The organism is Alteromonas sp. MmMcT2-5 (assembly GCF_022348315.1).
Classification (GTDB): Bacteria; Pseudomonadota; Gammaproteobacteria; order Enterobacterales; family Alteromonadaceae; genus Alteromonas; species Alteromonas macleodii.
Window position 1 is genome coordinate 1 of the sequence record NZ_JAKRFB010000019.1, and the last position, 24,800, is coordinate 24,800.

Below are 24,800 nucleotides of genomic sequence, written 5' to 3' on the forward strand. Positions count from 1 at the left end.
ACAAACGACCTGACAGGTATTACCCCAGAGTAGTGAGGAAAAGACCGACTAAATACCCCACAAAGAAAAATGCCAGTCAGCTTAACTGACTGGCATTAGACTTAACGTCGGCTTTTTAATTCTTGTTCATGTAGAAGGGTTAGTTGAACATATCAACTAACGGGGAAACTTCTACTTAGCGCTAAATTACAAGATAAAGCGCGACAGATCTTCGTTATCTACCAAGGTTTCTAGGTGGCTGTTAACGTAGTCTGCATCAATCACGAATGACTCACCGCTCTTTTCAGAGGCGTCAAACGAGATGTCTTCCATAAGGCGCTCTAGCACGGTGTGCAAACGGCGGGCACCAATATTTTCAGTGCGCTCATTCACCTGCCATGCCGCTTCGGCTATACGCTGAATACCAGAATCGTCGAAACTAATATCCACGCCTTCTGTCTTCATTAGCGCAATGTACTGGTGAGTTAATGACGCATTCGGCTCGGTAAGAATGCGCTTGAAGTCACCGACTTTAAGGGCAGATAGCTCAACGCGAATTGGAAGACGCCCCTGAAGCTCTGGAATAAGGTCAGACGGCTTGCTCATTTGGAATGCGCCCGAAGCGATAAACAAGATATGGTCAGTTTTAACCATGCCGTGTTTTGTCGATACCGTTGAACCTTCCACAAGTGGAAGCAAGTCACGCTGAACACCTTCGCGAGACACATCGGCCGACGAGTTGCCCTCACGCTTACAGATTTTGTCAATTTCGTCGATAAACACAATACCGTGCTGCTCTACCGACTCAATGGCTTTTTCTTTCAAATCTTCTTGATTCACAAGGCGTGCAGCCTCTTCTTCAATAAGTAGTTTGAACGCTTCTTTAATTTTCAGCTTCTTCTTTTTCTTTTGCGAACCCGACAAGTTCTGGAACATGCCCTGAAGCTGATTGGTCATTTCTTCCATACCTGGAGGCGCCATAATTTCTACGCCCACCTGCGGAAGTGCCACATCAATTTCAATTTCTTTGTCGTCTAAGTCGCCCTGACGAAGCTTTTTACGAAATGCTTGGCGCGTACCGCGATCTTCAACGTTTTCCTTATTACCCCATGCATCTTCTGGTGGAGGCAGCAAAACGTCTAAAATGCGCTCTTCCGCAGCTTCTTCTGCGCGGAATTTCACCTTTTTCATTTCATTTTCTTTCGTCATCTTCACCGCAATATCAGCAAGATCACGAATGATGGTCTCAACTTCTTTACCTACATAGCCCACTTCAGTGAACTTAGTCGCTTCAACTTTAATGAACGGCGCGTTAGCAAGTTTTGCTAAACGGCGGGCTATTTCAGTTTTACCCACACCCGTAGGGCCAATCATCAAAATATTTTTTGGCGTAACTTCTTGGCGCAGCTCAGGTTCAAGCTGCATACGACGCCAGCGATTTCGAAGTGCAATAGATACAGCGCGCTTGGCATCTTGTTGACCAATAATATGTCGGTCTAACTCGTGAACAATTTCTCTTGGTGTCATTTCAGACATGAATAAACCCTTTTCTAACAGCGCTTGCTGTACTCAAATTCATACGAGCGACAGCAAGCCGATAACAGCACTCAGCTATTACTTAGTAATCTAGTACATCAACCGTTTGGCTATGGTTAGTGAATACGCAAATATCACCCGCTATGGTCAGTGCTTTTTCAGCAATTTCTTTCGCGCTTAGCTCTGTATTTTCAAGTAGTGCAGTAGCTGCAGCTTGCGCGTAGTTACCACCAGAGCCAATCGCAATAAGATCTTGTTCTGGCTGCACCACATCACCGTTACCGGTAATGATAAACGATGCGGTTTCGTCTGCTACGGCAAGCAATGCCTCTAGTTTGCGAAGCGCCCTGTCAGTCCGCCAGTCTTTGGCAAGCTCTACCGCCGCTTTGGTCAAATGGCCTTGGTGGGCTTCAAGCTTTGCTTCAAAGCGCTCAAACAGCGTAAATGCGTCGGCCGTGCCACCAGCAAAGCCCGCTAAAATCTTGTCGTGGTATAAACGGCGCACTTTGCGCGCATTACCTTTCATTACGGTGTTACCCAGTGATACCTGTCCGTCACCGGCCATAACCACTTGATTCCCACGTCGTACAGATACAATCGTTGTCACGTTAATTCCCCGTTTAGCTGGGCGCCGCTGCGTTTTTCGTCTAGCAAAGGCAGCAGCGTTCAAATTCAATAACAAATAAGTGGGGGAAGGCTTTGTAATTTCAAGGGTAAGACAAAAGAATGTGCGCTCAGAGCTGCCTACTATATGGGCTTAGCGTGTTCGCTAGTGTATTGAATACACCATTTATTGAGTGCATACTCTCGCCAACACACTCTATGGCCAAGTGAAATAATGCCTAGGTGATAGAGCACAGATAAAGTAGCAAAAATGAAGACGCTACATAATGGTTTTAAAGGAGTGGTAGTGAAGTATCAGGGAAGAATTCAACAGTGGGATGATGCTAAAGGTTATGGTTTTGTAGAACCTAACGGTGGAGGCACGCGCGCGTTTACTCATATCAAAGCGTTTAAACAACGCTCTAGGCGCCCTGTTAATGGCGACATTATTGTTTATGAAGTTGAGCAGGATAGAAATGGTAATCACCGCGCCTGCAACATCAGCTTACTCAAGGATCACAAAGCAAAACGTTTACGCGCCAATAAGCCAACCTCGCAAAGAAAACGTAACGTTATCGTACTGAGTATTTTCTCCGGTGCACTTGCGTTATTTACATTGTCAGGTCGGCTACCGTTTATAGTACCTATCGTTTATGGCGCGGTAAGTTTGCTTACCATACTGTTTTACGGCATAGACAAATCGGCTGCAAAAAAGGAAAAACGGCGAGTTTCAGAAGCAAAACTGCATATATTAAGCCTATTGGGAGGTTGGCCTGGCGCATTGCTTGCCCAGCAGATGTTTAAGCACAAGCGTAGTAAATCGTCATTTATGAGAGTTTATTGGGTAACGGTTTTGGTTAATCTCATTTTGCTTGGGCTAATTGCATTTGAAGTGATTAGTACGCAGGAATTCATGGTTGAAATTTAGCGAAATCGATACCCTTCAATGTCAAAACCAAAACCACTTTCGGAGCCCTTAACATACACCCATCCTTTATTTGGTAAGCGTTTGTGCTCACTTTGATTTAAGCATAATCGCCCATCTGACAAGGTACCGCTCTCTTTTAACAACAGTGAGTGTCGACAGTGTTTAGAGCCGCTGCCTTTTTCATAAGCAAATTTCAGTTCCGTTTCTTGTTTTTCAGACGCTAAGTGAAGCGTGTAGGGCAATGCCCTATCAATAAAATTCCAAGTAAAAATAAGCCCCAAAAACGGCATGGTGAAAATTGTTACTTTTCCACGCCAATCTTTCATCACAAATTGCGCTTGTCGTTTATCGATGGAAATAGACAGGTAATAAAAGGCACAATAAACAAAAGTAAATAAAACAATGGCCCATGTTGAATTATTTAGCCATGCGTTAATCACGATAAAGTTGGTGAATGCCGATACAATCAAAGCGCCAATAAGTACTAAAAAAGCGCCGTTACTGATACGTGTTATTGGATGAAGCTCAGACCACTTAGGTCGAGTAAAATGCTCATCTTGATGGGCGCTATCCGTATCATTCTCAGGTGGCAGCGTTGCCCGCTTAGCAGCGAGCTCATTTTTTGCTGCCTGATAGCGTTCTGGAAAGGCCTGCTTATCAATATTTTCCAGAACGTCCTCAAGCTCTTCTACGCTATAAGCGGCGTAATTGGGTTGCTCGGTGATGGCAATACTCATTGATACTTCCTTGTAAACGCATTCTTTCTCTACGCGCTATTTCAGCGCCATATGCACCGCATTAAGTGTTACCTACAATAAACTGCTACAAATTCCAGTACCAAATTTGGCATGTCGCAATGTTCACTTTACGCAGACTGTGCTTGGCTTTTTCTGCATCACGCTTAGACTCGTAAGGGCCCAGAATAACGCGGAACCAATCGCCGTTGCTGCCAGTGCTGTGTCTGATAAGCGCCTCTAAACCTTGGAATGCAATTTTGGCTTTCATCTCTTCAGCCTGCGCGCGGGTTCTAAACGAGGCGCACTGCATTAAATAGCGTTTGTCAGATTTTTCTTGCTCTTTGACCTCAACTTCTACTTCATATCCTGGAAGGGTCTTAATGTACTCCCATTCTTCTTCAGGAAGCTCAGGTAACGTCTCTTCTGTAGGAGCTACAGGTCGTGAAGCTTGTGTATCCACGTCGTCTTCTACATTGTCTTTTATTGACCACAAAAATGCACCAAAGCCAATCACCAATGCGAATACGCCAACAAGGCGCACAATAGGAAGTTTTCCAGAAACCGGGGCGTTAGATTGCGCATTTGATTGAGCGCTTCTGGCCGGTTTTCTACCTTTACCAGCAGGCTTCTTTTTTTGAGGAGAGCGTCCACGAGAGACATAATCGCGTTGAGCCATAGTCGGCAATATTCCTACTTGTTATCGTTGTTTGTATGCGTAAGAAAACGTCATATACCAAATCTTTATGAAGCAGCAGCTTTCCTGCACTTCAATCCTGCAGAAATTTTAACGTATTGCTACCCAACAAGCTAACTGAAATCGGTAGGATCAATATCTATCGACCACCTTACCTTCATTGCCTGTGGCAACGCCTGTAAAAATGGCAGCGCCAAACGCAGCGCATTGTGAAGCGGCGCACGCTTTTCATGACTGCATACCAGCATAAACCGAAACCTGCCTTGCCGCTTTTCAATCAAACAAGGAAACGGGCCATTTAACGCAATAGCATGCTGCTGGTGAAATACTTGCTTGCTGTCTTGTAAAAAGCGATAGGCCAAACTGCTGTCGGTCGCTTCTGCGCGAATGACAAACTGGCTAATAAAAGGGGGAAGCCCTGCCGCTTTTCGCTCCATTAAAGCGTGTCTGGCGAAATGCCCATAGCCGTTATGTACTAAATCTTGTAGCAAAGGATGGTGGGGATTGTGAGTTTGCAGCCACATTTCACCGGGTTTACTAGCGCGCCCTGCTCTTCCTGCAAGCTGAGTTACAAGCTGAGCGAGCTTTTCTGGTGCTCTAAAATCGGCACTAAAAAGTGCGCCATCACAATCTAGCACCGCCACTAAGGTTACATGCGGAAAATGGTGACCTTTTGATAGTATTTGGGTACCTACCAGCAGCTGGTACTCTTGGCGGTTTATTGCTTCTAGCGTCTGGTGCAGTTTGTCTTTGCCCCGCACGGTATCGCTGTCTATTCGTACCTGCTTAACACCGGGAAATAAGCTTGCAAGACCTTGCTCGACTTGCTCGGTGCCCGTACCCGCCGTAACTAATTCATTGTGATGGCACGCTTCGCAGTTTGATGGCATTGAGCGCATGCTGCCGCAGTGATGACACTGCAAACGGTTCTGCGCTTTATGCACCGTATACGGGCGGTCACAACGCTTACACATGACGGTTTCGCCGCAGTGATGGCAAAGCAGCGCTGGCGCATAGCCTCTGCGATTCACAAACACCAATACCTGATTTCCCGCGTTGATATGCTGGCGCATTATCGTTAGCAAGCCTTGCGAAATACCGTAGTGAATGGGTTGGTCACGCGCGTCCAACACATGCTGATACGTGCTTTTCGCCCCTCCCGCTCGCTTAGTTAACTGCAAATGGGCATAGCGACCGCTTAGCGCATTATTAAGTGTTTCGAGTGCGGGCGTGGCGCTGCCTAATAAAAGAGGAATATTGTGCTGCTTAGCCCGCATGGCTGCTAGGTCACGGGCGTGATAGCGAAGTCCATCTTGTTGTTTAAAAGACTCGTCGTGCTCTTCATCCACAATCAGCATGCCGGGGTTGTGCAGCGGCGTGAAAATAGCCGAGCGGGTACCGATGATTATCCCGAGTTCACCAGCTCTTGCTCGCTGCCACACCTGTAGCCGTTCTTTATCAGAAAGCTGAGAGTGTAAAACGCCCACTGCAATACCAAAGCGCTTTTCAAAACGTGACACCGTTTGCGGCGTAAGCCCAATTTCTGGCACAAGTATAAGCACTTGTTTTCCGTCGCGCAGTAAGGGTTCGATGGCTTGAAGGTACACTTCCGTTTTACCGCTACCGGTAACCCCTTCAAGCAAACTTACAGCGAAATTGCCCTGCTGACGATTAAGTGCGGCAATGGCAACCGACTGCTCAGTATCTGGAATTGGCTTTTCAGACACCGATAACGAGGCAAGCCAACTGCCTGACTTAAATTCAGGCGCGACTTCTTCAATGCTTATCAATGACTTTTCGACAAGTGCTTTGACCGCAGGTGCGCCATACTGCTTGCGCGCTTGGGACGCTAATAAGGCACCACCGGCCAGTGCAGTAAAACAGGCTTGTTGTTTAGGCGCCCGCGATAACGTGTCTGCAGTCGTTTGCTTACCTTCTTCGGTAAGCATTAGCATGTCTTGAGGTGTTGGCGCTGCTGACTCGCCTTTGCGCAATAAAACAGGCAGCATGGCGTGCAGCACTTCACCCGGCGCATGATGATAGTACTGCCACAGCCATTGGGCCATTTTCAGCAACACCTCGTCTATAATGGGGGTATCGTCCAGTACCGACTCAATGGCTTTTAGCTTGTTGGAGTTTTCAATGTCGCTTTCAGGTTTGTGTAGGGTTTCAACAACTACGCCCACAAGTTTGCGCGGACCGAAAGGCACAACCACTCTTACACCCGCACTTAGTGCGTTATCGTGGGTATACGTGAAAAGTTGGCGCAGCGGCACTGGCACGGCAACTTGGATAAAGGCCATTGCGAAGGTTCTACCTTATTTGACGATTGTTACAGCGCGTAATGCGCTTACTAAGCTTCTTATGTTGAAACTAATTATACTGAGGCTTCTTGCAGACCTATACGTTACAGCAGTTTGCGCTGCTAACAGCTAGCTACACATTTTGCTATTGGCGCATGATTTTGCCACTAGAGCATCTGGCCCAGCCTTGAAAGACAAATATTTAAACATACTTTACAGGTAAGCATAAAAGGAATGTTTTTTGTTTGGCCTTTTTATACGGCTACCTTTTTATACGGCTACCTTGTCTAGCTCTCTTGTTTAGCATTTGGCCAAAAACCGCTTGATCAAGGCCCTGCCATCCTTTATTATGCGCCGCTCTTTTGCGATAGGCTGTTCTTTGAACGACTTATCATTTGAATTAAGTAACGTATGGTGTGCGACTTCGGGTTGTATAGCGATACGGCCTTATTATGTGAGGTAACCCAATGAAACAAGATATCCACCCAAAATACGAAGAAATCACAGCAACTTGCTCATGTGGTAACGTAATGAACATTCGTTCTACGCTTGGTAAAGACATCAACCTAGACGTATGTTCTTCATGTCACCCATTCTACACTGGTAAGCAACGTAACGTTGACACTGGTGGTCGTGTTGATCGCTTCAAGAAGCGTTTCGGTGCATTGGGCAAAAAGTAAGCCTGATATCGAGTTCGAAAAAAGCGCCTTTATGGCGCTTTTTTATTGCTTAAAATTCACGCTTCACACAAATAAGGTGTGCCAAACAGCGCTTTACCGCCGTTATCCTACGTCAGGCCAGTACCTAGCCAGTGTATCAAGCCCTGCAATTCGCCTTTCTAAAAACGTTTTTAGCTTAATTTACAACATCCAGCGTGACCTGAACTCAGTGAAGGTTTTTAACCTTAGATAAATACCTATCCCAATTGCCGCCACTCACTTTTTTACATTGTTCTTCGCTATCAAAATAAATACCAACGGGTGCTGACTTAATTGACGCCAAAGCAATATTCACTTGGCTTATGAAGTCTATATCCCAACCATTAGTCAACGCCCGCTGCTTCTCCTGCTCAGTATTAAACACGGCAATCACTTGCGGCGCTCTCCAATGCCCTACGTGAGTTAGCCAAACAAAACCATTATTGGTAGATTTTACGCTTTCGCACACATCGGTTAGCACGGTTATTAGTTTTCTTTCTGTCATATCCTCGCCTTCAGCGCGAATTTTGAGTGGGCTTTCACAGGATTTTATCAGAAATATTGGATGGAGAATTAACGAGGTGTCTCCCTGCGTTCTATTTTCCTGATTTGGGTTTCTGTCCAATGCATTTATGAGAACGTAGATCCCTTTGATAGCTTTGTTTTTATCCTCCACACAATAGACCTACAGAATGGCATAACAAGTCAAAATAAATAGTATGAATGGCAATTATAGCCCCATTTTACTGGTCTAATTAGTATGCCTAACCTACATTGGTATATGAGAATTCTGATCAGATATGTACACAGTGATTGGCTGTGTTAGAGTTGCGATCGGCACTTTGATAGTGAGCATTAATTCTGTGAATAATGCATTACTTTCAAGACTTGTGGCGCTTTTGGGTACATAAACCTGAGGCTTGTATCCATTAAGGTATGTGAACAAAATCAGTAAAGGTTAACGCCTAGTCTGCTTTTTCCACATGCCACCTTAGGGCGTATTGATGATTGCTGTAAAACAAAGATCAACAAGCCCTAGTGCTAACAACTATTTATAATCACTTTTGTCATTACTTGGTTGTAACGCGCTTACGTTTATCTACCTATAACTATAACGACAATAAAATAGCGACAGAGCGTGAACGAAAACACCGATGAACCCTACATCTAAGGATACCTTTTTACATGTCAGATTTTAGACAACGCGCACTCGACTATCACGCCAAACCCACACCTGGAAAAATCCGCGTAGAGTTATCTAAACCAGCCGACAGCGTCGATGACCTTGCTCTTGCCTATAGCCCAGGCGTTGCCGAGCCGGTCAGAGAAATTGCTGAAGATGCAGATAACGCCTATAAGTACACGGGTAAAGGAAACCTGGTTGCCGTTATCAGTAACGGAACCGCGATTTTAGGGTTGGGTAACCTAGGCCCACTGGCATCGAAACCTGTTATGGAAGGTAAAGCCCTTCTGTTTAAACGCTTTGCTGGCCTGGATGCCATTGACATTGAAGTGAAGCATCGTACGACCGAAGAGTTCATTAATACGGTAGCGAATATCGCCGACACATTTGGCGGCATTAACTTAGAAGACATTAAAGCGCCTGAATGCTTTGAGATTGAACAAGAGCTAATTAAGCGCTGTAAAATTCCGGTATTTCATGATGATCAGCACGGTACCGCTATTGTAACTGCAGCGGGCATGCTTAATGCTCTGGAAATTCAGGGTAAAAGCATAGAGAGCGCTAAAATTGTGTGTATGGGTGCCGGTGCGGCAGCGGTCGCTTGTATGGAACTGCTTATAAAGTGTGGTGCCCAGCGTGAGCGTATTTATATGCTAGACAGAAAAGGCGTTATCCATACTCGTCGCGAAGACTTAACTGAGCACAAAAAGCTATTTGCTAACAATACTGACAAGCGTACGCTTGAAGATGTAATGGAAGGTGCGGATATTTTTGTTGGTGTGTCAGGACCGGATGTTTTACCACCAGAAACACTGGCCTTGATGGCTGAAAACCCAATTGTATTTGCATGTTCTAACCCAGACCCTGAGATAAAGCCTGAACTTGCTCACGAAGTACGTAAAGATCTTATTATGGCTACCGGACGCTCGGACTACCCTAACCAGGTTAACAACGTACTGTGTTTCCCGTTTATTTTCCGTGGAGCACTAGATGTTCGTGCAACGGCTATTAACGATGAAATGAAAGTAGCGGCAGTAGAAGCCCTTCGTGCTATCACGAAAGAGCCTGTACCAGAAGAAGTACTAGCTGCCAGTAAGAGTACTAGTCTGACATTTGGTAAGGAGTACATTATTCCTAAACCTATGGACCCGCGTTTATGCGAGCGTATTGCTACCGCCGTATCTAAGGCTGCGATTGAATCTGGCGTTGCACGCGTGCCTGAAAGCCCAGAAGAATAAAATTCTGGCGCATAAGGCAAAAAAAATGGAGGGGCTAGTGCTCAACCTTTATATTTGCTAAAAAGTGCGCTTCGAGAATACAAGTACATAAAAAACGGCGCCGTGTTGTAGGTTACCAACTAGCAATAACTTACAACAAAGCGCCGTTTCTCTTTAATACCAAATATCAGTCGTCTTCCGACACATCGTTTTCGAAGCTTGGATCAATGCCCATTTCTTCCATAATGCGTCTTGCTTCAGCCGGTACGCGATTGGGATTGTCTTTGCGCAGGTCATCATCGTTAGGCAATGGTTGACCGGTAAACGCATGCAAAAATGCTTCGCACAACAGTTCTGAATTAGTGGCGTGACGCAGATTATTGATTTGGCGGCGAGTACGCTCATCAGTAAGCGCCTTAAGCACATTAATAGGTATAGAGACAGTGACTTTCTTTACCTGTTCGCTCTTCTTGCCATGCTCTGCGTAGGGGTGAATATATTTACCGTTCCATTCTGCCATTGTACTAACTCGGTCTACTCTTTTTTATGTTATGAAGAGAAATTCTAAACAAGTTCACGAAAAGGTCAATTGAGCAGTGTAAACCTCTTGACGTCTAGACATATATTCTTTAATTTAGACGTCTAAACGTCTATAAGAATACATTTTTGAGAGAAAAAGCCATGGTTTCTTACGCACAAGGTATCGATGCATTAAACCAGTCCCTGTCGGAACTGCGTGATATTGATGTATCTTTTGAATTCTTTCCGCCTAAAACGGAAGCCATGGAACAGACCCTGTGGAAGTCAGTTGAACGTCTCGCGCCACTAAAGCCAAGCTACATGTCGGTAACCTACGGCGCGAATAGCGGTGAGCGTGACAGAACCCACGACGTTGTAAAACGCATTCAGCAGCAAACCGGTGTAGCAGCTGTTCCTCACTTGACCTGTGTTGATGCTAGCCGAGATGAACTTAAACAAATTGCTAAAGACTACTGGGATTCAGGCATTCGCCGTATTGTTGCGCTTCGTGGCGATTTACCGCCAGGAGTAGAAAAGACAGAGATGTATGCCTCTGATCTTGTTGCCTTGCTAAAAGACGTTGCCGATTTTGATATTTCTGTTGCTGCCTATCCAGAGAAGCACCCTGAAGCACCAAATGCGCAGTTTGATTTACTAAACCTTAAGCGCAAAGCAGAAGCAGGTGCCACAGAAGCGATAACCCAGTTCTTTTTCGATACGAGTGTGTACCTTCGATTTAGAGACCGTGCAGCCGCAGCGGGTGTCGACTTAGATATCGTTCCGGGTATTTTGCCGGTAACCAACTACCAAACACTGGTGAAATTTGCGGGGTTCACAAATGTTCATGTGCCGGGATGGTTACACAAAATGTTCGACGGCCTTGATGCCGACGACCAAGCTACCCGTAATCTTATAGGCGCTAACATTGCTATGGACCAAGTTAAAGTACTCGCTAAAGAAGGGGTAAAACACTTCCATTTCTATACTTTGAACCGTAGTGAATTGAGCTACGCCATCTGCCACATGCTCGGCGTGCGTTCAGGCGCTTAATAAATAACGACAATCAGGACCGTGCTTACGTTGTTTAATGAAGTACTCCACAAAAGGCGCAGTCAATGCGCCTTTGTTGTATAAAGCCTGCATTAAACTTTGCCACCAAGGCCGCCCGCAGTTACCATCTGATATAACATGTAATGAACTATCGATGCTTTATAACAGTACGCATAGATAAAACCGCGCTGTTTACCATTTACACGGTATCGTCAGGAGAAATTGAGTGGATTTAGACAAGGTTAAAGCCTTATATAACAATGTTACTCCTCAGGTTAGAGATCTCTTTAACATCTTCATAAAGCGCTGTAGAGAAGACAATATTACTATCTCTGCTGGGCACTTAGCCTATGTAACTTTATTATCTTTAGTACCATTTATCATGGTGACCTTTACCATTATGTCGGCTTTTCCTGCCTTCGCATCTGTGAGAAGCAAGCTCGAACATTTTGTTTTTAGCAACTTTGTTCCCACCGCCAGTGATGTGGTGCATAAATACATGACCGATTTTGTAGGCAATGCCTCACAAATGAGTGCTATTGGTATTTTGTCGCTGCTGCTCGTTGCGTTAATGCTTATATCAAACGTAGATAAAACCCTGAATAGAATTTGGCGTACGCAAAGTGACAGACCTATTGTGTATACCTTTGCTATTTACTGGATGGTGATCACTCTTGGTCCAATGTTAATCGGGTCCAGTGTGGTGGTCAGTTCTTATTTAACTGGATTAGCGGCATTCACCGAAGAATACACACCAGGTCTTGGTACCTTCTTACTCAGTCTTGTACCAAGCGGCGCAGCCATGCTTGCTTTCACCATTTTATACATGGTGGTTCCTAATAGAAGAGTCTTTGCTCGTCACGCACTGGTTGGCGCTATCGTGGCTACTATCGCTTTTGAAATTACCAAGTCAGGCTTTGCGCTTTATGTTACGAACTTTCCTTCGTACGAACTTATTTACGGCGCGCTTGCGGTGGTACCTATTCTGTTTTTATGGGTGTATTTGTCGTGGGTAATTGTGCTGTTTGGTGCTGAATTTACCTGCAGCCTAGGTGAAGCGTTTGAAAACAGAAAAGCAGAAAACGAACCCCGCAAGGTACCTCAAGAATAATCAGCCCTACAGGTTTAAAATAAAGAAGGGAGCTTCTCGCTTCCTTTCTATTTATTACTGCTTAAAAGCTAGTTTTTCATTGAAGAAATAAACGCATCAGACTCGGCAATAGCAGAATTCATTTGTCTGATAAGCTGAGCGACGTTGTTCTCAATGGTAGAGAGCTCGCCCTGCAGCGCGCCTATCGCGCTGGCATTTAAGTTATGTTTCAAGTACAGCACATTATCTTGAAGCGCGCTTAATACCGGCGGCATTTTACTTTCCGCTTTGCGCATAGCCGTCATTAGTGAAGAGTAACGACGCTTAGTTTCGCGAAGCTTCGCCGCACTATCCCGCTTCAGCGATGCGTTCTCATACTTCTCTAACTCTTCAGACCATTCATCGAATAAAGCCTCAGCTACACTTTCCACCTTGTCTATACGTGAACTCACTTCTTCCGAGGCGGCAACACTATCTTCGTACTGACCGTTTAATCGATTGTAAACATCTTCAAGCTCACCGCCATCAAATGCAACGGCCGCGCTGAATGCCTCAAGCGCCGAATTAAACTGCTCTTGAGCGTCCTCTTGTGATTCTTTCGCGTTTTCAACGCGGTCTACTAAGATATCACGCTTTTCAACGCCCACCTTTTCCCATGCTGCGTAATATGCAGACTGACACCCACTAAGGGCAAGGATAGCAACAAATGCTGATGCAAGTAGCTTCATGCGGTTACTCCACCTCTAAAGCGCGCTGCGCTTATAATACTGATTAAATGCAAAATGGCACCTAATGGCCAGAATACGATAGCAAGAACGACGGTCGCAGCTAGGGCATAACAGACGCCTACGGTAATGAAATAGAACAGCGCGCCCAGTATTCTGCCTTGAACCAAATGACCTAAACCAGGAATAAAGAAGTTACAAATTGCGGCGATTACATTACCGCCCGATCCTTGACCTGCCATATAAACCTCCTCGCATTTATGACTATAATATGATTAGCTAGCACGTAATGACACTTGTTCTATAGTATACACTTAAGATTTATCGCTTATTTTACAAGCATAAACAGCGTTAAAGCAGTCAGCACGCAACCGTTTGTATAACAATAAACTAAACTAAAACAGGCACTCACACAACGCGCAGAAACAAAATGAAACGACTTTACCCCGATGTTACCTACTATGAAAATGGATTTATCGAAGTGGGAAGTGGGCATTCGCTTTACTTCGAGCAAAGTGGTAATCCAAACGGCATCCCTGTGCTCTTTATTCACGGAGGCCCAGGTGCAGGCTTACCCCCTAATTACAAATGCTTTTTTGACAGCAATAAGTATCGCATTATCGGCTATGAGCAACGTGGTTGCGGCCGCTCTACGCCTATCGCTGACACGCTAAACAACGACACATGGTCGAATGTTGAAGATATCGAAGCATTACGTACACACCTTTCAATTCCAAAATTTCTCTTGTTTGGCGGTTCGTGGGGTTCGACACTCGCCCTGCTCTACGCGTTAAAGTACACGCCGCGAGTGACAGGACTCATTGTACGTGGCGTATTTTTAGCTCGACAGGAAGACAGGGATTGGTTTTTATCGCCAAATGGCTGTGCAGCTCAATTATTTCCCGAGTATTACCGGAAATTTACAAAAGATGTGCCTAAGCCTGTGACCTCTAATTCAGTGTGTGATTTCTATAGTGCAATGGTGCGTTCTAGCAATGATGTACTAAGACATTCAGCGCTTAAAAGATGGTACCAATGGGAAGAGAGACTTTCTCGTATAACGCTACCACCTGGTGTGGGTGACTCGACAACTAATTACCCTATGCAGCTGGTCACCTGTTTAGCCACATTGGAATGCCATTTCCTATCTAACCAATGCTTCCTAGACGAAAACTATATTCTTGAAAACATTAGCAAAATAAGTCATATTCCTGGAACAATTGTACATGGTCGTTACGACATGATCTGCAAAACAGAAGCGGCGGAGGCACTTCACAAAGCGTGGCCTCAAAGTCAGCTACAAATTATCCCCGACGCGGGGCACAGTACTTCCGAGCCTAGTATAGGTTACGCACTCTGCCGTGCTACCCGCGACATGTCTCGCTTTATTCAGGAGTCGTCAAAGTGATAGGACTAATTCAACGCGTATCGGAAGCCAATGTCACCGTTGCCGGTAATGTTATCGGCGAAATTGGTAAAGGCATGCTGGTGCTCTTGGGTGTAGAGAAAGAAGACGGTGACGCGGAGATTGAGAAACTAGCAAATAAGCTCTGTCGATATCGCATGTTCAGTGACGAAGACGGAAAAATGAATCTAAATGTTGAGCAAGTGGGAGGCGAAATACTGGTGGTCTCTCAGTTCACACTCGTAGCCGATACGCAGAAAGGTAATCGTCCTGGTTTTTCACGCGGCGCATCGCCAGAACACGGCCAAGCCATTTATGAAAAGTTCGTTCAGTCTCTAAAAAATAAAGGTATGGTGGTGGCCACTGGCGAGTTCGGCGCTGATATGCAAGTAGGCCTAATTAATGACGGCCCCGTCACCTTTCAATTTAGCGTTTAGCGGGTAAAATCGTACGCTTCGTCAGCATCCCAAACTTGCTTACATAATTAAGCTTGTACCGCATGTATTCTTACGTTTAAATACTCGTTCATTCATTTAAGAAGGCCGGTTTATTGTGTACAAGGTAGTCACACCAAAAAGCGATGCCGAGTTTGAAGCCTATTTTCATTTTCGGTGGGAACACTTACGCCAGCCATGGAATTTCCCTCCAGGCTCTGAAAAAGACGAATATGAACAAGTCGCAGAGCACCGTATTATTACTAACCGAAATGGCGAAATTGTAGCTTGCGGCCGTGTGCATTTGAACACAGCCGAAGAGGCACAAATTCGTCATATTGCGGTTCACCCAGGCCATCAACGCAAGGGCTTAGGCCAAATGATCATGGCCGCACTAGAAAACGTTGCGAAAGACTTGGGCGCCGAGCGCGCTGTAACGAACAGCCGCGAAATATCTATCGACTTTTTTAGCGCATGTGGCTTTGAAGTTGAGCGTGAAGCGCCTAACGAGCTAGGCATGCTTAAACGTCAACAAATGGTCAAGAAGTTCACTGAAAACAACACATTGGTACTTCACCCTAAGTGGTGTAAATCGCTGCAAGAGACATGGTCTGAGACCATTCCCATTACCGAGCACATGGGAATTAAGCTTTACCAGTACACAGGCCGCACGCTTGAAACCCGTGCATCATTAAACAAAAACATCAATATTCACGGCACTATGTTTGCTGGCAGTATTTTTTCTTTAGCTACACTAACTGGCTGGGGCATGATTTACTTGCAGCTTAAAGAGCGTGGATTAGACGGTGACATTGTATTGGGCGATGGTGATATTCATTACCATAAACCCATCACGATGAAGCCAAGGGCAATCTGTAATATTGAAACCTTGTCTGGAAAGTTCAAGCCGCTAGAGAACGACAACAAGGCAAGGTTTGAGCTGAGTGTGGCAATTTTAGATGGCGACACCCCTGTGGCGGAATTTGAAGGGGTATTCTACGTACTTCCTCCCTCTAAAAATGAAGAAGAGTAGCGTTACGGATTAGCGATCATCACTAATTCGTACGAGCCGTCATTAAGAACAAAAATCCACTCATAAAAAAAGCGCCGTTAAGGCGCTTTTTTCGTCGTTAAGCTATTTGTAAGCTATGCACTGCGTGTACTACGCGACCATAGCTGCTTGAAGCTTTTTCATCGCGTTCTTTTCAATTTGACGAACACGCTCTGCAGAAACCTGATATTTATCAGCTAAGTCTTGCAGAGTAATCTTGTTGTCTGCTAACCAACGAGTTTCGATGATATCTTGGCTACGCTCGTCTAGCGTTTTAATCGCTGAGTACAAGCGCTTGCTCGCCGCTGTATCCCAGTCGTTGTTGATTACGTCAGTTTCAACATCTGAAGATTTGTCTTCTAAATACTGAACTGGCGCAAAATTGCCTGTTTCATCTTCGTCCGCAGTTAAATCGAACGCTTGGTCTTGAGAACTCATACGCGCTTCCATTTGAAGCACTTCTTTTGTACTCACGCCCAATTCGTTCGCTACCGTTTGCACTTCGTCATGAGTAAACCAACCAAGACGCTTCTTCGCCTTACGAAGGTTAAAGAATAGTTTGCGCTGCGCTTTGGTTGTCGCAACTTTCACTATTCGCCAGTTTTTAAGTACAAACTCATGAATTTCAGCTTTGATCCAATGTACCGCGAAAGAAACCAAACGCACGCCCACGGTTGGGTCGAAACGCTTAACGGCTTTCATCAGACCGATGTTACCTTCTTGAATTAAGTCGGCTTGTGGTAAGCCATAACCTGAGTAAGATTTTGCAATGTGCACAACAAAACGAAGATGTGACATTACTAGCTTACGAGCGGCTTGTAAGTCTTCGTCTTCGCGAAGGCGCACTGCCAACTCGCGCTCTTCCTCAGCGCTAAGCATATCAATGCTGCTTACAGCTTGGATGTAGCCTTCAATGCTACCGCTGTGTGGCACTGACAGGGCCATAGATTGCAAATTGTTGCTCATTGTTCACCTCATTTATTGCCGCTTCATATTAGCAAAGTAACCGAAGCTGCGCGAGACCTAATTAAGATATGAAGCCTAACCGATATGTAGGTATAGTGACTATTTCTACAATATCAAGACCTAAATAAAGAAAAAAAGTTCAACTCTTAAGCTTGCGGTCCATTTACGAAAGCATTCACCGCAAACACTAAGCCTAGACTATCGACTTCACATCGAATGACACGCTGCATTTTCTGGCGTCGTGCCTTTGGGTCGGTCATTTAACCACTACATCATTATACTTTAATTACACATACCAAAGTGAAGGCTAATCTCACTGGTATGAAATCCAACGCTTATTAATTACACGCTAGTTACCCGAAACATAAGATTTCCACTATCTCTAAGATAAGTCAGCGAGGTGCCTACGCGTCAATACAGTATGTAAACCTTGTATATGTCATCTTATACCTTGCTTTTCTGGCTGGAAACTGAAAATAATAGATTGAATTAATCGATTTTGCACTACAACCGCTGTACAGCATTTTCCAGACAACAATTATAAGAGACTGGAGGGGAAATACTTAAGGAAAGGAGTAAGGCAAGTGAAGCAAAGAGGATCTTGATGTTTGCTTACGTCGCTAGACAGCCAATATTTAATGTAAACAGAGAAGTTTACGCCTACGAACTACTTTTTCGTGTTGGAGAAGATAACTGCTTTCCCGATATACCTCCTGACGAGGCTACCTCGAAAATTCTTACCTCTACCCATTTAAGCTTAGGTATTGAAGAGATAACCGGAGATAAGAAAGCCTTCATTAACTTTCACCGCGACACACTTATGTTTCGTTTTCCGACCTCTCTGGATGCAAGCAAAGTGGTCATTGAGATTGTAGAAACCGTTGACGTTGATGATGCGCTGGTAGCCGCTTGCAAACATATTCGAGGTCTTGGCTATCCTATTGCTCTTGACGACTACGACATGAAAGGGAAGTGGGAAGCATTCATTCCATTTACCAGCATAGTCAAAATTGACATTACAGAGATCCCCCACGACAAAATTCCCGCCCTTGTCGAACGCTTCAAATCGAACAAAATACAGTTGGTTGCAGAAAAAATTGAGACCTATGAAGAATTCAATAAATTCAAAGATATGGGTTTCGACTATTTCCAAGGATACTTTCTAGCTAAACCCGAAATCGTAAGGCACAGAAAGTTAGGGCCCAGCAGCCTAACCATGATGGAGTTACTTACGCTAAGTAGCCAGGCAAAGCTTAATTTCGATGAAGTAAACAAAATCATTGAACGAGATCCCTCGCTTACCTACTTGCTGCTGCGGTTTATCAACAATCCTCTGGTCAACAAGCGATATAAAATAACTTCACTTAAACACGCGTTAACCTTTATGGGCGAAGTAGAAGTGAAGAAGTTCATATCATTGCTGGCTCTTGCAAACCTAAGCGATGGTCAACCTACTGAGCTAATGCAAATGGCGCTTGTTCGCGCTAAGTTCTGTGAACTGGTCTACACCCAGCTTAAAGATGCCGATGACCCGTTAAAAGGTTTTCTTACTGGCCTGCTTTCTTTGCTTGATGCCATGATGGAACAGCGAATTGACGATTTGGTCAGCAAGGTTCCAATTAGTGACGACGTTAAAGATGCCCTGTGCGGTAGCCCTGGTATGCTTCGCAACTGTCTGACACTGTCACAATTCTTTGAAAGAGCTAAATGGACGGGCATTCAGCAATTCGCAACAAAGTATGGTGTTAAACAGAGTCTTCTGCATAGTTATTACAACGAAGCGATAAAGTGGGCTAAATACATTCATAAGGCCGCTTTGAACGACAACTAAGCCTACGATTACGCCAGTTGATGTGAAATTAATCGTTGAATAGTTGTTAGATTGCGCTTACATATCATAGACTAGGGTCAGTTCTTTTGGATGACACATTAAAGAACACCTAACCTTAGCGTGTGACGTAGCGCTAGCTAAGCCTCTAAATATAACAATAAAAATAACCTTAACCGTGTTGTATCAGGAATAGATTATGTTCGCGTTTATAGCTCGCCAGCCTATTTTAGATAAAAGCAAAAGTGTTTTCGCCTATGAGCTTCTGTTCAGAGATGGCAAGTCTGGTGCTTATCCGGAACATAACGAAGAGAAAGCTAAGTATATTTCTGAGCACTTCCATCCACTTGGGCTTGATGATATCAGCGGCGAAAAAACGTCTTTTATCACGTTCTCGTCAGATACAATTATTTCCCGCTTTCCTACATCGCTGAACCCTGAGTCGGTAGTGGTTGAACTGGCTGAACCAACCGACAACACCAGCGGCCTATTCGAAGCATGCCAGCACATAAAGCAACTTGGCTTTAAGCTAGCTATCGATGACCCTATGATGGTGGGTTCAAAACACGACATATTTCCTCTTATCGATATTGTGAAAGTCGATGTGACAAAAACCCGCTTTGAAACCATTGAAAAGCACATTCCGCGCTATCACGATGCGAACGTGCAATTAGTGGCGGAACAGGTTGATACACAAGATAATTTTTCAACGTGCGTAGATTTGGGTTTCGACTTCTTCCAGGGTTATTTTTTCTCGCAACCGGAAGCACGTATTCTACGACAGCTTCCAGCGTCTAAAATGAACATTGTTGATTTGATGGGCGAAAGCTCTAGCAGCGACTTTGACATAGACCGTATCAGCCAAATTATAGAGCGAGACGCCACCTTAAGCTTCTTATTGCTGAAGTTTATCAATAACCCCACTATTAATAAGCGTTACAAAATTACATCACTAAAGCACGCGCTTAATTACATGGGTGAAGTAGAGATTAAGAAATTCATCGCTTTGTTAAGTTTAACGAACTTAGGCGATGAAAAGCCCCTTGAAATCATTCATATGTCTTTAGTTCGCGCTAAGTTTTTCGACTTACTTGCTGAGCGTAGAGGTCTTAGAAATAATCCGCCCATCTCCTTTTTGGTTGGTTTATTTTCGCTTCTTGAAGGGTTACTTGATCAGTCTATGACAGACATTGTAAAGCAGCTGCCGCTTTCCGATGAGGTTAACGATGCACTACTTGGCAAGAACTTAGAAATGAACAGCTATATGACTTTGGTTCGCGCCTTTGAAAGCGCCCTTTGGATGAATGTCATAAAACAAGCTAAAGTGCTTAATATTGACCAGAAGCAGCTGCATATGCTGTATAACCAAGCCATCATTTGGGGCAATGGAGTGCGCAGCGCTATCTCCTCACACTATCCCCGTGCGATAGCTTAAGTACAAAACTAAGAACACGCCTACTTACCGCCAATAACGTCATACAGTGACTTATATATTTCGCACTGTAGGCGTGTAAGTATACTCACGTCTACGACTACTTGGGCTCTATTTCCCTTACATGACGCTGCACAGAGATAAGTGAGCCCAGTAAACCGAGCAGCACCGATAGTCCCAGCATAGTCAGCAATGCAGAACCGGTTAATCCGGTAATGTTGAAATCCTTCTGATACATAGCGGCAAACGTAGTGATGCTGCTATCCATCCACCATAGTATGATAATAACGGCAAACCACGCCATTAGTCCGCCCAATAGGCCATACCAGAAGCCTGTATATAAAAACGGGCGATGGATAAACGCATCGGTTGCGCCAACCAGCTTCATCACTACGATTTCGTCATACTTGTTCAAAATATTCAGACGAATGGTGTTACCAATAATTAGTACAACGGCGATGAAAAGTAGTAATCCTATTAGCGTAACCAAGTCTCTGGCAATATCGATAACGGCATATAAACGCTCTAACCATTCGATATCCAGTTTACCTATATCAACTTCACGCTGCTGTCGCAGTTTATCTAGCAGTGCTTTCGCTGCCGTCGGCGACGCGTGTTTTTCGTTTGGCGTTACTAGCACTACATCAGGCAGTGGGTTTTTCTCTAGATAGGCGATGGCATCGCCCAACCCTGACAAGTGCTGAAATTCTTTAAGCGCATCATCCGCTGGAATATAAACAACGCTGTCTATTTCAGACCAGCTGTTTAATCGTGCCACCAGCTGTTGCGAACTTGCCGCGTTGATATCTGGCTTTAAAAACAGAGATATTTCTGACGCCTGATCCCAGCCTGCTGTAATTTTCTCAGTATTTTTCACCATGATATAAAGCGTACTAGGTAGCGTAATACTCAGGCCTAGCACCCCAATAGTCATTAAAGATGCCAGCGGCTGACGCCACAGCTCTCCAAGACTCGCCAGCGCTTGGCGTACATGGCTGACAAAGAACATCACAATAGATTGGACAAAGCCTACTCTGGCAGAAGACGCCCCTTTTGCACGCCCTTTAAACAAAATGCTCATGACCAGTCTCCTTCACTGCTGGCTGAACTTGTGCCATCAAGGTCGTCAGTAAGGCCATCGGTGATCATTTGACCATTTTTGAGGGTCAACGTGCGATAACGCATGCGAGCAATCAGCCCTAAATCATGGGTTGCAATAAGTACTGACACGCCCGCTTGATTGAAGTCTTCAAAAAGGCGAATGATTTCCATGGAAAGCTTGGGGTCGAGGTTACCGGTCGGTTCGTCTGCCAGCAGTAACGGGGGTTTATTTACTACTGCTCGCGCGATCCCCACTCGCTGCTGCTCACCACCAGACAACGTAATAGGCAGGCAACGCGCTTTATCTCTTAGCCCTACCATTTCAAGCGCAGCTTCTACGCGCTTGCGAATTTCTTTGTGGGTGTAACCCTCAATGACTAGCGGTAACGCCACGTTGTCAAAAACCGACTTGTCCATCAGCAGCTGGTGACTTTGGAAGATCATGCCGATATCGCGGCGTATATAGGCAATATCTCGACGGGTAATAGCGTTAAGATCGTGGCCATTAATAAGAACGCGCCCTACTGTTGGGCGCTCCATTAGGCTGATAAGTTTAAGTAGCGTGCTTTTTCCTGCGCCAGAATGCCCTGTTAAAAAGGCCATTTCACCCGGCGCAATATGAAAATTCACCTTGCTTAGCGCACGTTGTCCGCCCGGATAGGTTTTGCTTACCTGCTCAAACTTTATCATTATTTTTCCCTACCGCTTTGCTGGTTTTAGCTTTCAGGTGTGTCCATTTCGCTAAACAACGCATCAATAAATTCTTGTCCATCAAACTGGCGTAAATCATCAATACTTTCGCCAACACCTATATACCTTATAGGAATTTTAAACTTATCGGCAATAGAGAATATAACGCCGCCTTTCGCTGTACCGTCTAACTTGGTAAGCGTGATGCCTGTTAAGCCCACGGCTTCATTAAACAACTTGGCTTGGCTAATGGCGTTTTGCCCTGTACCTGCATCCAATGTAAGCATAACTTCATGAGGCGCATTCGGATTAATTTTCTTCATTACGCGAACCACTTTCTTAAGCTCTTCCATCAAGTTGTTCTTATTTTGCAAGCGCCCTGCCGTGTCGGCAATAAGGATATCTGTGCCGCGCGACTTCGCTGCTTCTAGTGCATCGTAAAGTACAGACGCACTGTCAGCGCCGGTGTGCTGTGCTATTACAGGAATATCGTTGCGTTCGCCCCATACTTGAAGCTGTTCAACCGCCGCCGCTCTGAAGGTATCACCCGCAGCAAGCATCACTTTCTTACCTTCTTGCTGGAACTGCTTAGCCAGCTTACCAATAGTCGTGGTTTTACCTACGCCATTTACGCCAACCATTAAGATAACGAACGGACCTTCACTGGAATCATGGGCCTGCATCACTTCTGACAGAGGCTGATTCACTTGAGACAACATGCCAGACATTTGCTGCTTCATGATCTCCAGCAAGGCTTCGGCATCTTTTAAATCTTTTCGAGAAGCACTATCGGTTAGGTGATCGATGATTTTTTGCGTAGTATCCATGCCCACGTCAGCAACTAACAGTTGTGTTTCAAGATCTTCGTACAGCTCGTCATCGATGGTTTTGCCTTTAAACAGGCTAACAATACCACTGCCTAGGTTTTCTTTTGTACGAGATAGGCTTTCTTTTAAACGTGCAAATAACGACTTTTTCTCTTTAGGCTTTTCTTCGGCTTTGGCTTTAGCCTGTGCTTCTGCTTTAGCGCGAGCCTCTTCTTCCGCTTGCGCCTTCGCCTGTGCTTCAGCCTCTGCCTTTGCACGCGCTTCTTCTTCCGCTTGCGCCCTCGCCTGCGCTTCAGCCTTTGCGCGCGCTTCTTCTTCCGCCTGCGCCTTCGCCTGCGCTTCAGCCTCTGCCTTTGCGCGGGCCTCTTCTTCCGCTTTAGCCTTCGCCTGCGCTTCAGCTTCTGCCTTAGCGCGAGCCTCTTCTTCCGCTTGCGCCTTCGCCTGTGCTTCAGCCTCTGCCTTTGCGCGGGCTTCTTCTTCCGCTTGGGCTTTCGCCTGTGCTTCAGCTTCTGCCTTTGCACGCGCTTCTTCTTCCGCTTGTGCCTTCGCCTTTGCTTCAGCCTCTGCCTTAGCGCGGGCCTCTTCTTCCGCTTGCGCCTTCGCCTGTGCTTCAGCCTCTGCCTTAGCGCGGGCTTCTTCTTCCGCTTGCGCCTTCGCCTGCGCTTCAGCCTCCGCCTTTGCGCGGGCCTCTTCTTCCGCTTGCGCCTTCGCCTGTGCTTCAGCCTCTGCCTTTAAGCGGGCGTCTTCTTCCGCTTGCGCCTTCGCCTGCGCTTCAGCCTCCGCCTTTGCGCGGGCCTCTTCTTCCGCTTTAGCTTTCGCCTGCGCTTCAGCTTCTGCCTGTAAGCGAGCTTCTTCTTCCGCTTGGGCTTTTTGTTTATCTGCTTTTTTGTTCTTACTGAACCAGCCAAAAAGTTTCGACATCGTTAGGACAAATCCTTATAAATTCTTAGCAATTTCGGCTACACTTGCCGCCTAATGTATGAACGCATGATACCATTGTCAGCCACTATGAAGCGAGTTTCTCGCCCTACTCGGGCACCATCTTCTGCAAAAAAACCTTATTCATCCCAAAAAGGGAAAAAATCAGGGAAAACCCAAAGCACAAATAGTCCTGGGCAAATACGCATTATCGGTGGCCAATGGCGTGGTAGAAAGTTACCCGTACTAAATGCAGAAGGGTTAAGGCCAACTACAGACAGAAACAAAGAAACCTTGTTTAACTGGTTAATGCCGTACATAAACGATGCACGCTGCTTGGATGTATTTGCGGGTTCTGGTGGACTAGGTTTAGAAGCTCTGTCTCGCTATGCAGCACATTGTGATTTTATAGAGCTGGATAAACAGGCAGCAAGCCAGCTTAAAAGTAATCTTACCTTATTAAAAGCAAATGAACTGGCGTCAGCAACCGTTCATCAAGGGGACGCACTAGGTATTTTAAAAGGCATCAGCCAAGCGCCTTACGATATTGTTTTTGTCGATCCGCCTTTTGCGAAATCATTGGTAGCACCTACGCTGGCTGCGCTAGAAGATAACAAACTTGTTCATAGTGGTAGCGTGGTGTATTTAGAGCACGAAAGTGCGCTAACAACGCCCGCTCTCCCCGCCCATTGGCAAATTATTAAAGACAAACAAACTAGCGCGCTGCGCTATATGTTAATTGAGATATGTTGATTGATAACGATTGAAGTGCCTCAATTGAGGAGAGATAAGCCGTGACCTTTAACTAAGTACACGGCTTTTATTGAGCATAAGAGCTAAGGATCTGTTGCTCGTTTTACCTAAGCAAGATCAAGTTGCATTGTCA

General features: G+C 45.3%; 24 protein-coding genes. 11 read left to right on the plus strand and 13 right to left on the minus strand.

All coding sequences use genetic code 11. From position 1 onward, the window contains the following. Positions 1-186: 186 nt before the first annotated feature. On the minus strand, positions 187-1,515 hold the full coding sequence (hslU, locus tag MHN09_RS09850) for an HslU--HslV peptidase ATPase subunit (protein ID WP_014950968.1): 1,329 nt from the start codon (positions 1,513-1,515) through the stop codon (positions 187-189). An 82-nt stretch (positions 1,516-1,597) separates the two neighbouring features. Next, a complete protein-coding gene (gene hslV / locus MHN09_RS09855; protein WP_014950969.1) occupies positions 1,598-2,122 on the minus strand; it encodes an ATP-dependent protease subunit HslV in 525 nt (174 codons plus the stop codon). Positions 2,123-2,425: 303 nt separating this feature from the next. Here hslV and MHN09_RS09860 point away from each other — a divergent pair, with 303 nt between their 5' ends. Beyond that, the gene (locus MHN09_RS09860; protein ID WP_239240478.1) at positions 2,426-3,046 is read left to right on the plus strand and encodes a DUF1294 domain-containing protein; all 621 of its coding nucleotides are present in this window, start codon (positions 2,426-2,428) and stop codon (positions 3,044-3,046) included. On the opposite strand, the gene MHN09_RS09865 is transcribed toward MHN09_RS09860, so the two are convergent. The 3 genes from MHN09_RS09865 to priA all read right to left on the minus strand — a co-directional run bounded on the left by MHN09_RS09865 (position 3,043) and on the right by priA (position 6,780). Beyond that, entirely contained in the window at positions 3,043-3,783 is a 741-nt protein-coding gene (locus MHN09_RS09865) for a hypothetical protein (protein WP_239240481.1), read from the minus strand. The two genes, MHN09_RS09860 and MHN09_RS09865, sit on opposite strands and share 4 nt — an antisense overlap. 85 nt (positions 3,784-3,868) lie before the next feature. Further along, on the minus strand, positions 3,869-4,459 hold the full coding sequence (locus MHN09_RS09870) for a cbb3-type cytochrome oxidase assembly protein (protein WP_014977575.1): 591 nt from the start codon (positions 4,457-4,459) through the stop codon (positions 3,869-3,871). Positions 4,460-4,590: 131 nt separating this feature from the next. Then, on the minus strand, positions 4,591-6,780 hold the full coding sequence (gene priA, locus MHN09_RS09875; protein WP_239240484.1) for a primosomal protein N': 2,190 nt from the start codon (positions 6,778-6,780) through the stop codon (positions 4,591-4,593). Between the two features lie 467 nt (positions 6,781-7,247). Between priA and rpmE the strand changes: the two genes are divergently transcribed. After that, a complete protein-coding gene (gene rpmE, locus MHN09_RS09880) occupies positions 7,248-7,460 on the plus strand; it encodes a 50S ribosomal protein L31 (protein WP_014950975.1) in 213 nt (70 codons plus the stop codon). Positions 7,461-7,665: 205 nt separating this feature from the next. Here the strand turns inward: rpmE and MHN09_RS09885 are convergent, their stop codons facing one another. Further along, a complete protein-coding gene (locus tag MHN09_RS09885) occupies positions 7,666-7,983 on the minus strand; it encodes a hypothetical protein (RefSeq protein ID WP_239240487.1) in 318 nt (105 codons plus the stop codon). A gap of 680 nt (positions 7,984-8,663) precedes the next feature. On the opposite strand from MHN09_RS09885, the gene MHN09_RS09890 reads away from it, so the two are divergent. Continuing rightward, complete coding sequence (locus MHN09_RS09890; protein WP_014950978.1) at positions 8,664-9,899, plus strand: malic enzyme-like NAD(P)-binding protein; 1,236 nt, start codon at positions 8,664-8,666, stop codon at positions 9,897-9,899. Between the two features lie 166 nt (positions 9,900-10,065). Here MHN09_RS09890 and metJ read toward each other — a convergent pair whose 3' ends face one another. Next, on the minus strand, positions 10,066-10,398 hold the full coding sequence (metJ, locus tag MHN09_RS09895) for a met regulon transcriptional regulator MetJ (RefSeq protein WP_014950979.1): 333 nt from the start codon (positions 10,396-10,398) through the stop codon (positions 10,066-10,068). Between the two features lie 161 nt (positions 10,399-10,559). Here metJ and metF point away from each other — a divergent pair, with 161 nt between their 5' ends. Both metF and MHN09_RS09905 read left to right on the plus strand, forming a co-directional pair. Then, positions 10,560-11,447: a methylenetetrahydrofolate reductase gene (gene metF, locus MHN09_RS09900; protein WP_014950980.1), complete on the plus strand. Its 888-nt coding sequence runs from the start codon at positions 10,560-10,562 to the stop codon at positions 11,445-11,447. Positions 11,448-11,673: 226 nt separating this feature from the next. Next, positions 11,674-12,558 carry a virulence factor BrkB family protein gene (locus tag MHN09_RS09905; RefSeq protein ID WP_168463670.1) on the plus strand — a complete coding sequence of 295 codons (885 nt, stop codon included), beginning with the start codon at positions 11,674-11,676 and terminating at the stop codon, positions 12,556-12,558. Positions 12,559-12,626: 68 nt separating this feature from the next. Here MHN09_RS09905 and MHN09_RS09910 read toward each other — a convergent pair whose 3' ends face one another. Then, the gene (locus MHN09_RS09910) at positions 12,627-13,265 is read right to left on the minus strand and encodes a DUF2959 domain-containing protein (RefSeq protein WP_061096009.1); all 639 of its coding nucleotides are present in this window, start codon (positions 13,263-13,265) and stop codon (positions 12,627-12,629) included. Continuing rightward, complete coding sequence (locus MHN09_RS09915; protein WP_014950983.1) at positions 13,262-13,504, minus strand: hypothetical protein; 243 nt, start codon at positions 13,502-13,504, stop codon at positions 13,262-13,264. Before MHN09_RS09915 ends, MHN09_RS09910 begins: the two co-directional genes overlap by 4 nt. Before the next feature lie 188 nt (positions 13,505-13,692). Between MHN09_RS09915 and pip the strand changes: the two genes are divergently transcribed. From pip to MHN09_RS09930, 3 genes are all read left to right on the plus strand, one after another. Beyond that, positions 13,693-14,670 (plus strand): prolyl aminopeptidase, encoded by a 978-nt coding sequence (gene pip, locus MHN09_RS09920; protein ID WP_168463740.1) that lies wholly within the window; start codon positions 13,693-13,695, stop codon positions 14,668-14,670. Then, positions 14,667-15,104 (plus strand): D-aminoacyl-tRNA deacylase, encoded by a 438-nt coding sequence (gene dtd / locus MHN09_RS09925; RefSeq protein WP_039226792.1) that lies wholly within the window; start codon positions 14,667-14,669, stop codon positions 15,102-15,104. Before pip ends, dtd begins: the two co-directional genes overlap by 4 nt. A gap of 115 nt (positions 15,105-15,219) precedes the next feature. Further along, positions 15,220-16,134, plus strand: coding sequence for a bifunctional GNAT family N-acetyltransferase/hotdog fold thioesterase (locus MHN09_RS09930; protein WP_014950986.1), 915 nt, complete (start codon positions 15,220-15,222; stop codon positions 16,132-16,134). Between the two features lie 129 nt (positions 16,135-16,263). Here the strand turns inward: MHN09_RS09930 and rpoH are convergent, their stop codons facing one another. Further along, positions 16,264-17,118, minus strand: a complete 855-nt coding sequence (gene rpoH, locus MHN09_RS09935) for an RNA polymerase sigma factor RpoH (RefSeq protein WP_014950987.1) — start codon at positions 17,116-17,118, stop codon at positions 16,264-16,266. A gap of 604 nt (positions 17,119-17,722) precedes the next feature. On the opposite strand from rpoH, the gene MHN09_RS09940 reads away from it, so the two are divergent. Together MHN09_RS09940 and MHN09_RS09945 are read left to right on the plus strand one after the other, a co-directional pair. Continuing rightward, on the plus strand, positions 17,723-18,949 hold the full coding sequence (locus MHN09_RS09940; protein WP_061096012.1) for an EAL domain-containing protein: 1,227 nt from the start codon (positions 17,723-17,725) through the stop codon (positions 18,947-18,949). 196 nt (positions 18,950-19,145) lie between these two features. Further along, on the plus strand, positions 19,146-20,381 hold the full coding sequence (locus MHN09_RS09945) for an EAL domain-containing protein (protein ID WP_239240490.1): 1,236 nt from the start codon (positions 19,146-19,148) through the stop codon (positions 20,379-20,381). 97 nt (positions 20,382-20,478) lie between these two features. On the opposite strand, the gene ftsX is transcribed toward MHN09_RS09945, so the two are convergent. From ftsX to ftsY, 3 genes are read right to left on the minus strand one after another with little or no spacing between them, the layout of a single operon-like run. Then, a complete protein-coding gene (ftsX, locus tag MHN09_RS09950; RefSeq protein WP_168533193.1) occupies positions 20,479-21,459 on the minus strand; it encodes a permease-like cell division protein FtsX in 981 nt (326 codons plus the stop codon). Beyond that, positions 21,456-22,169, minus strand: a complete 714-nt coding sequence (ftsE, locus tag MHN09_RS09955; RefSeq protein ID WP_049589056.1) for a cell division ATP-binding protein FtsE — start codon at positions 22,167-22,169, stop codon at positions 21,456-21,458. The genes ftsX and ftsE overlap by 4 nt, the downstream gene beginning before the upstream one ends. A 26-nt stretch (positions 22,170-22,195) precedes the next feature. Further along, positions 22,196-23,917, minus strand: coding sequence for a signal recognition particle-docking protein FtsY (gene ftsY / locus MHN09_RS09960; protein ID WP_239240493.1), 1,722 nt, complete (start codon positions 23,915-23,917; stop codon positions 22,196-22,198). Between the two features lie 66 nt (positions 23,918-23,983). Between ftsY and rsmD the strand changes: the two genes are divergently transcribed. Further along, entirely contained in the window at positions 23,984-24,667 is a 684-nt protein-coding gene (gene rsmD / locus MHN09_RS09965) for a 16S rRNA (guanine(966)-N(2))-methyltransferase RsmD (protein WP_039226844.1), read from the plus strand. Positions 24,668-24,800: the final 133 nt, after the last annotated feature.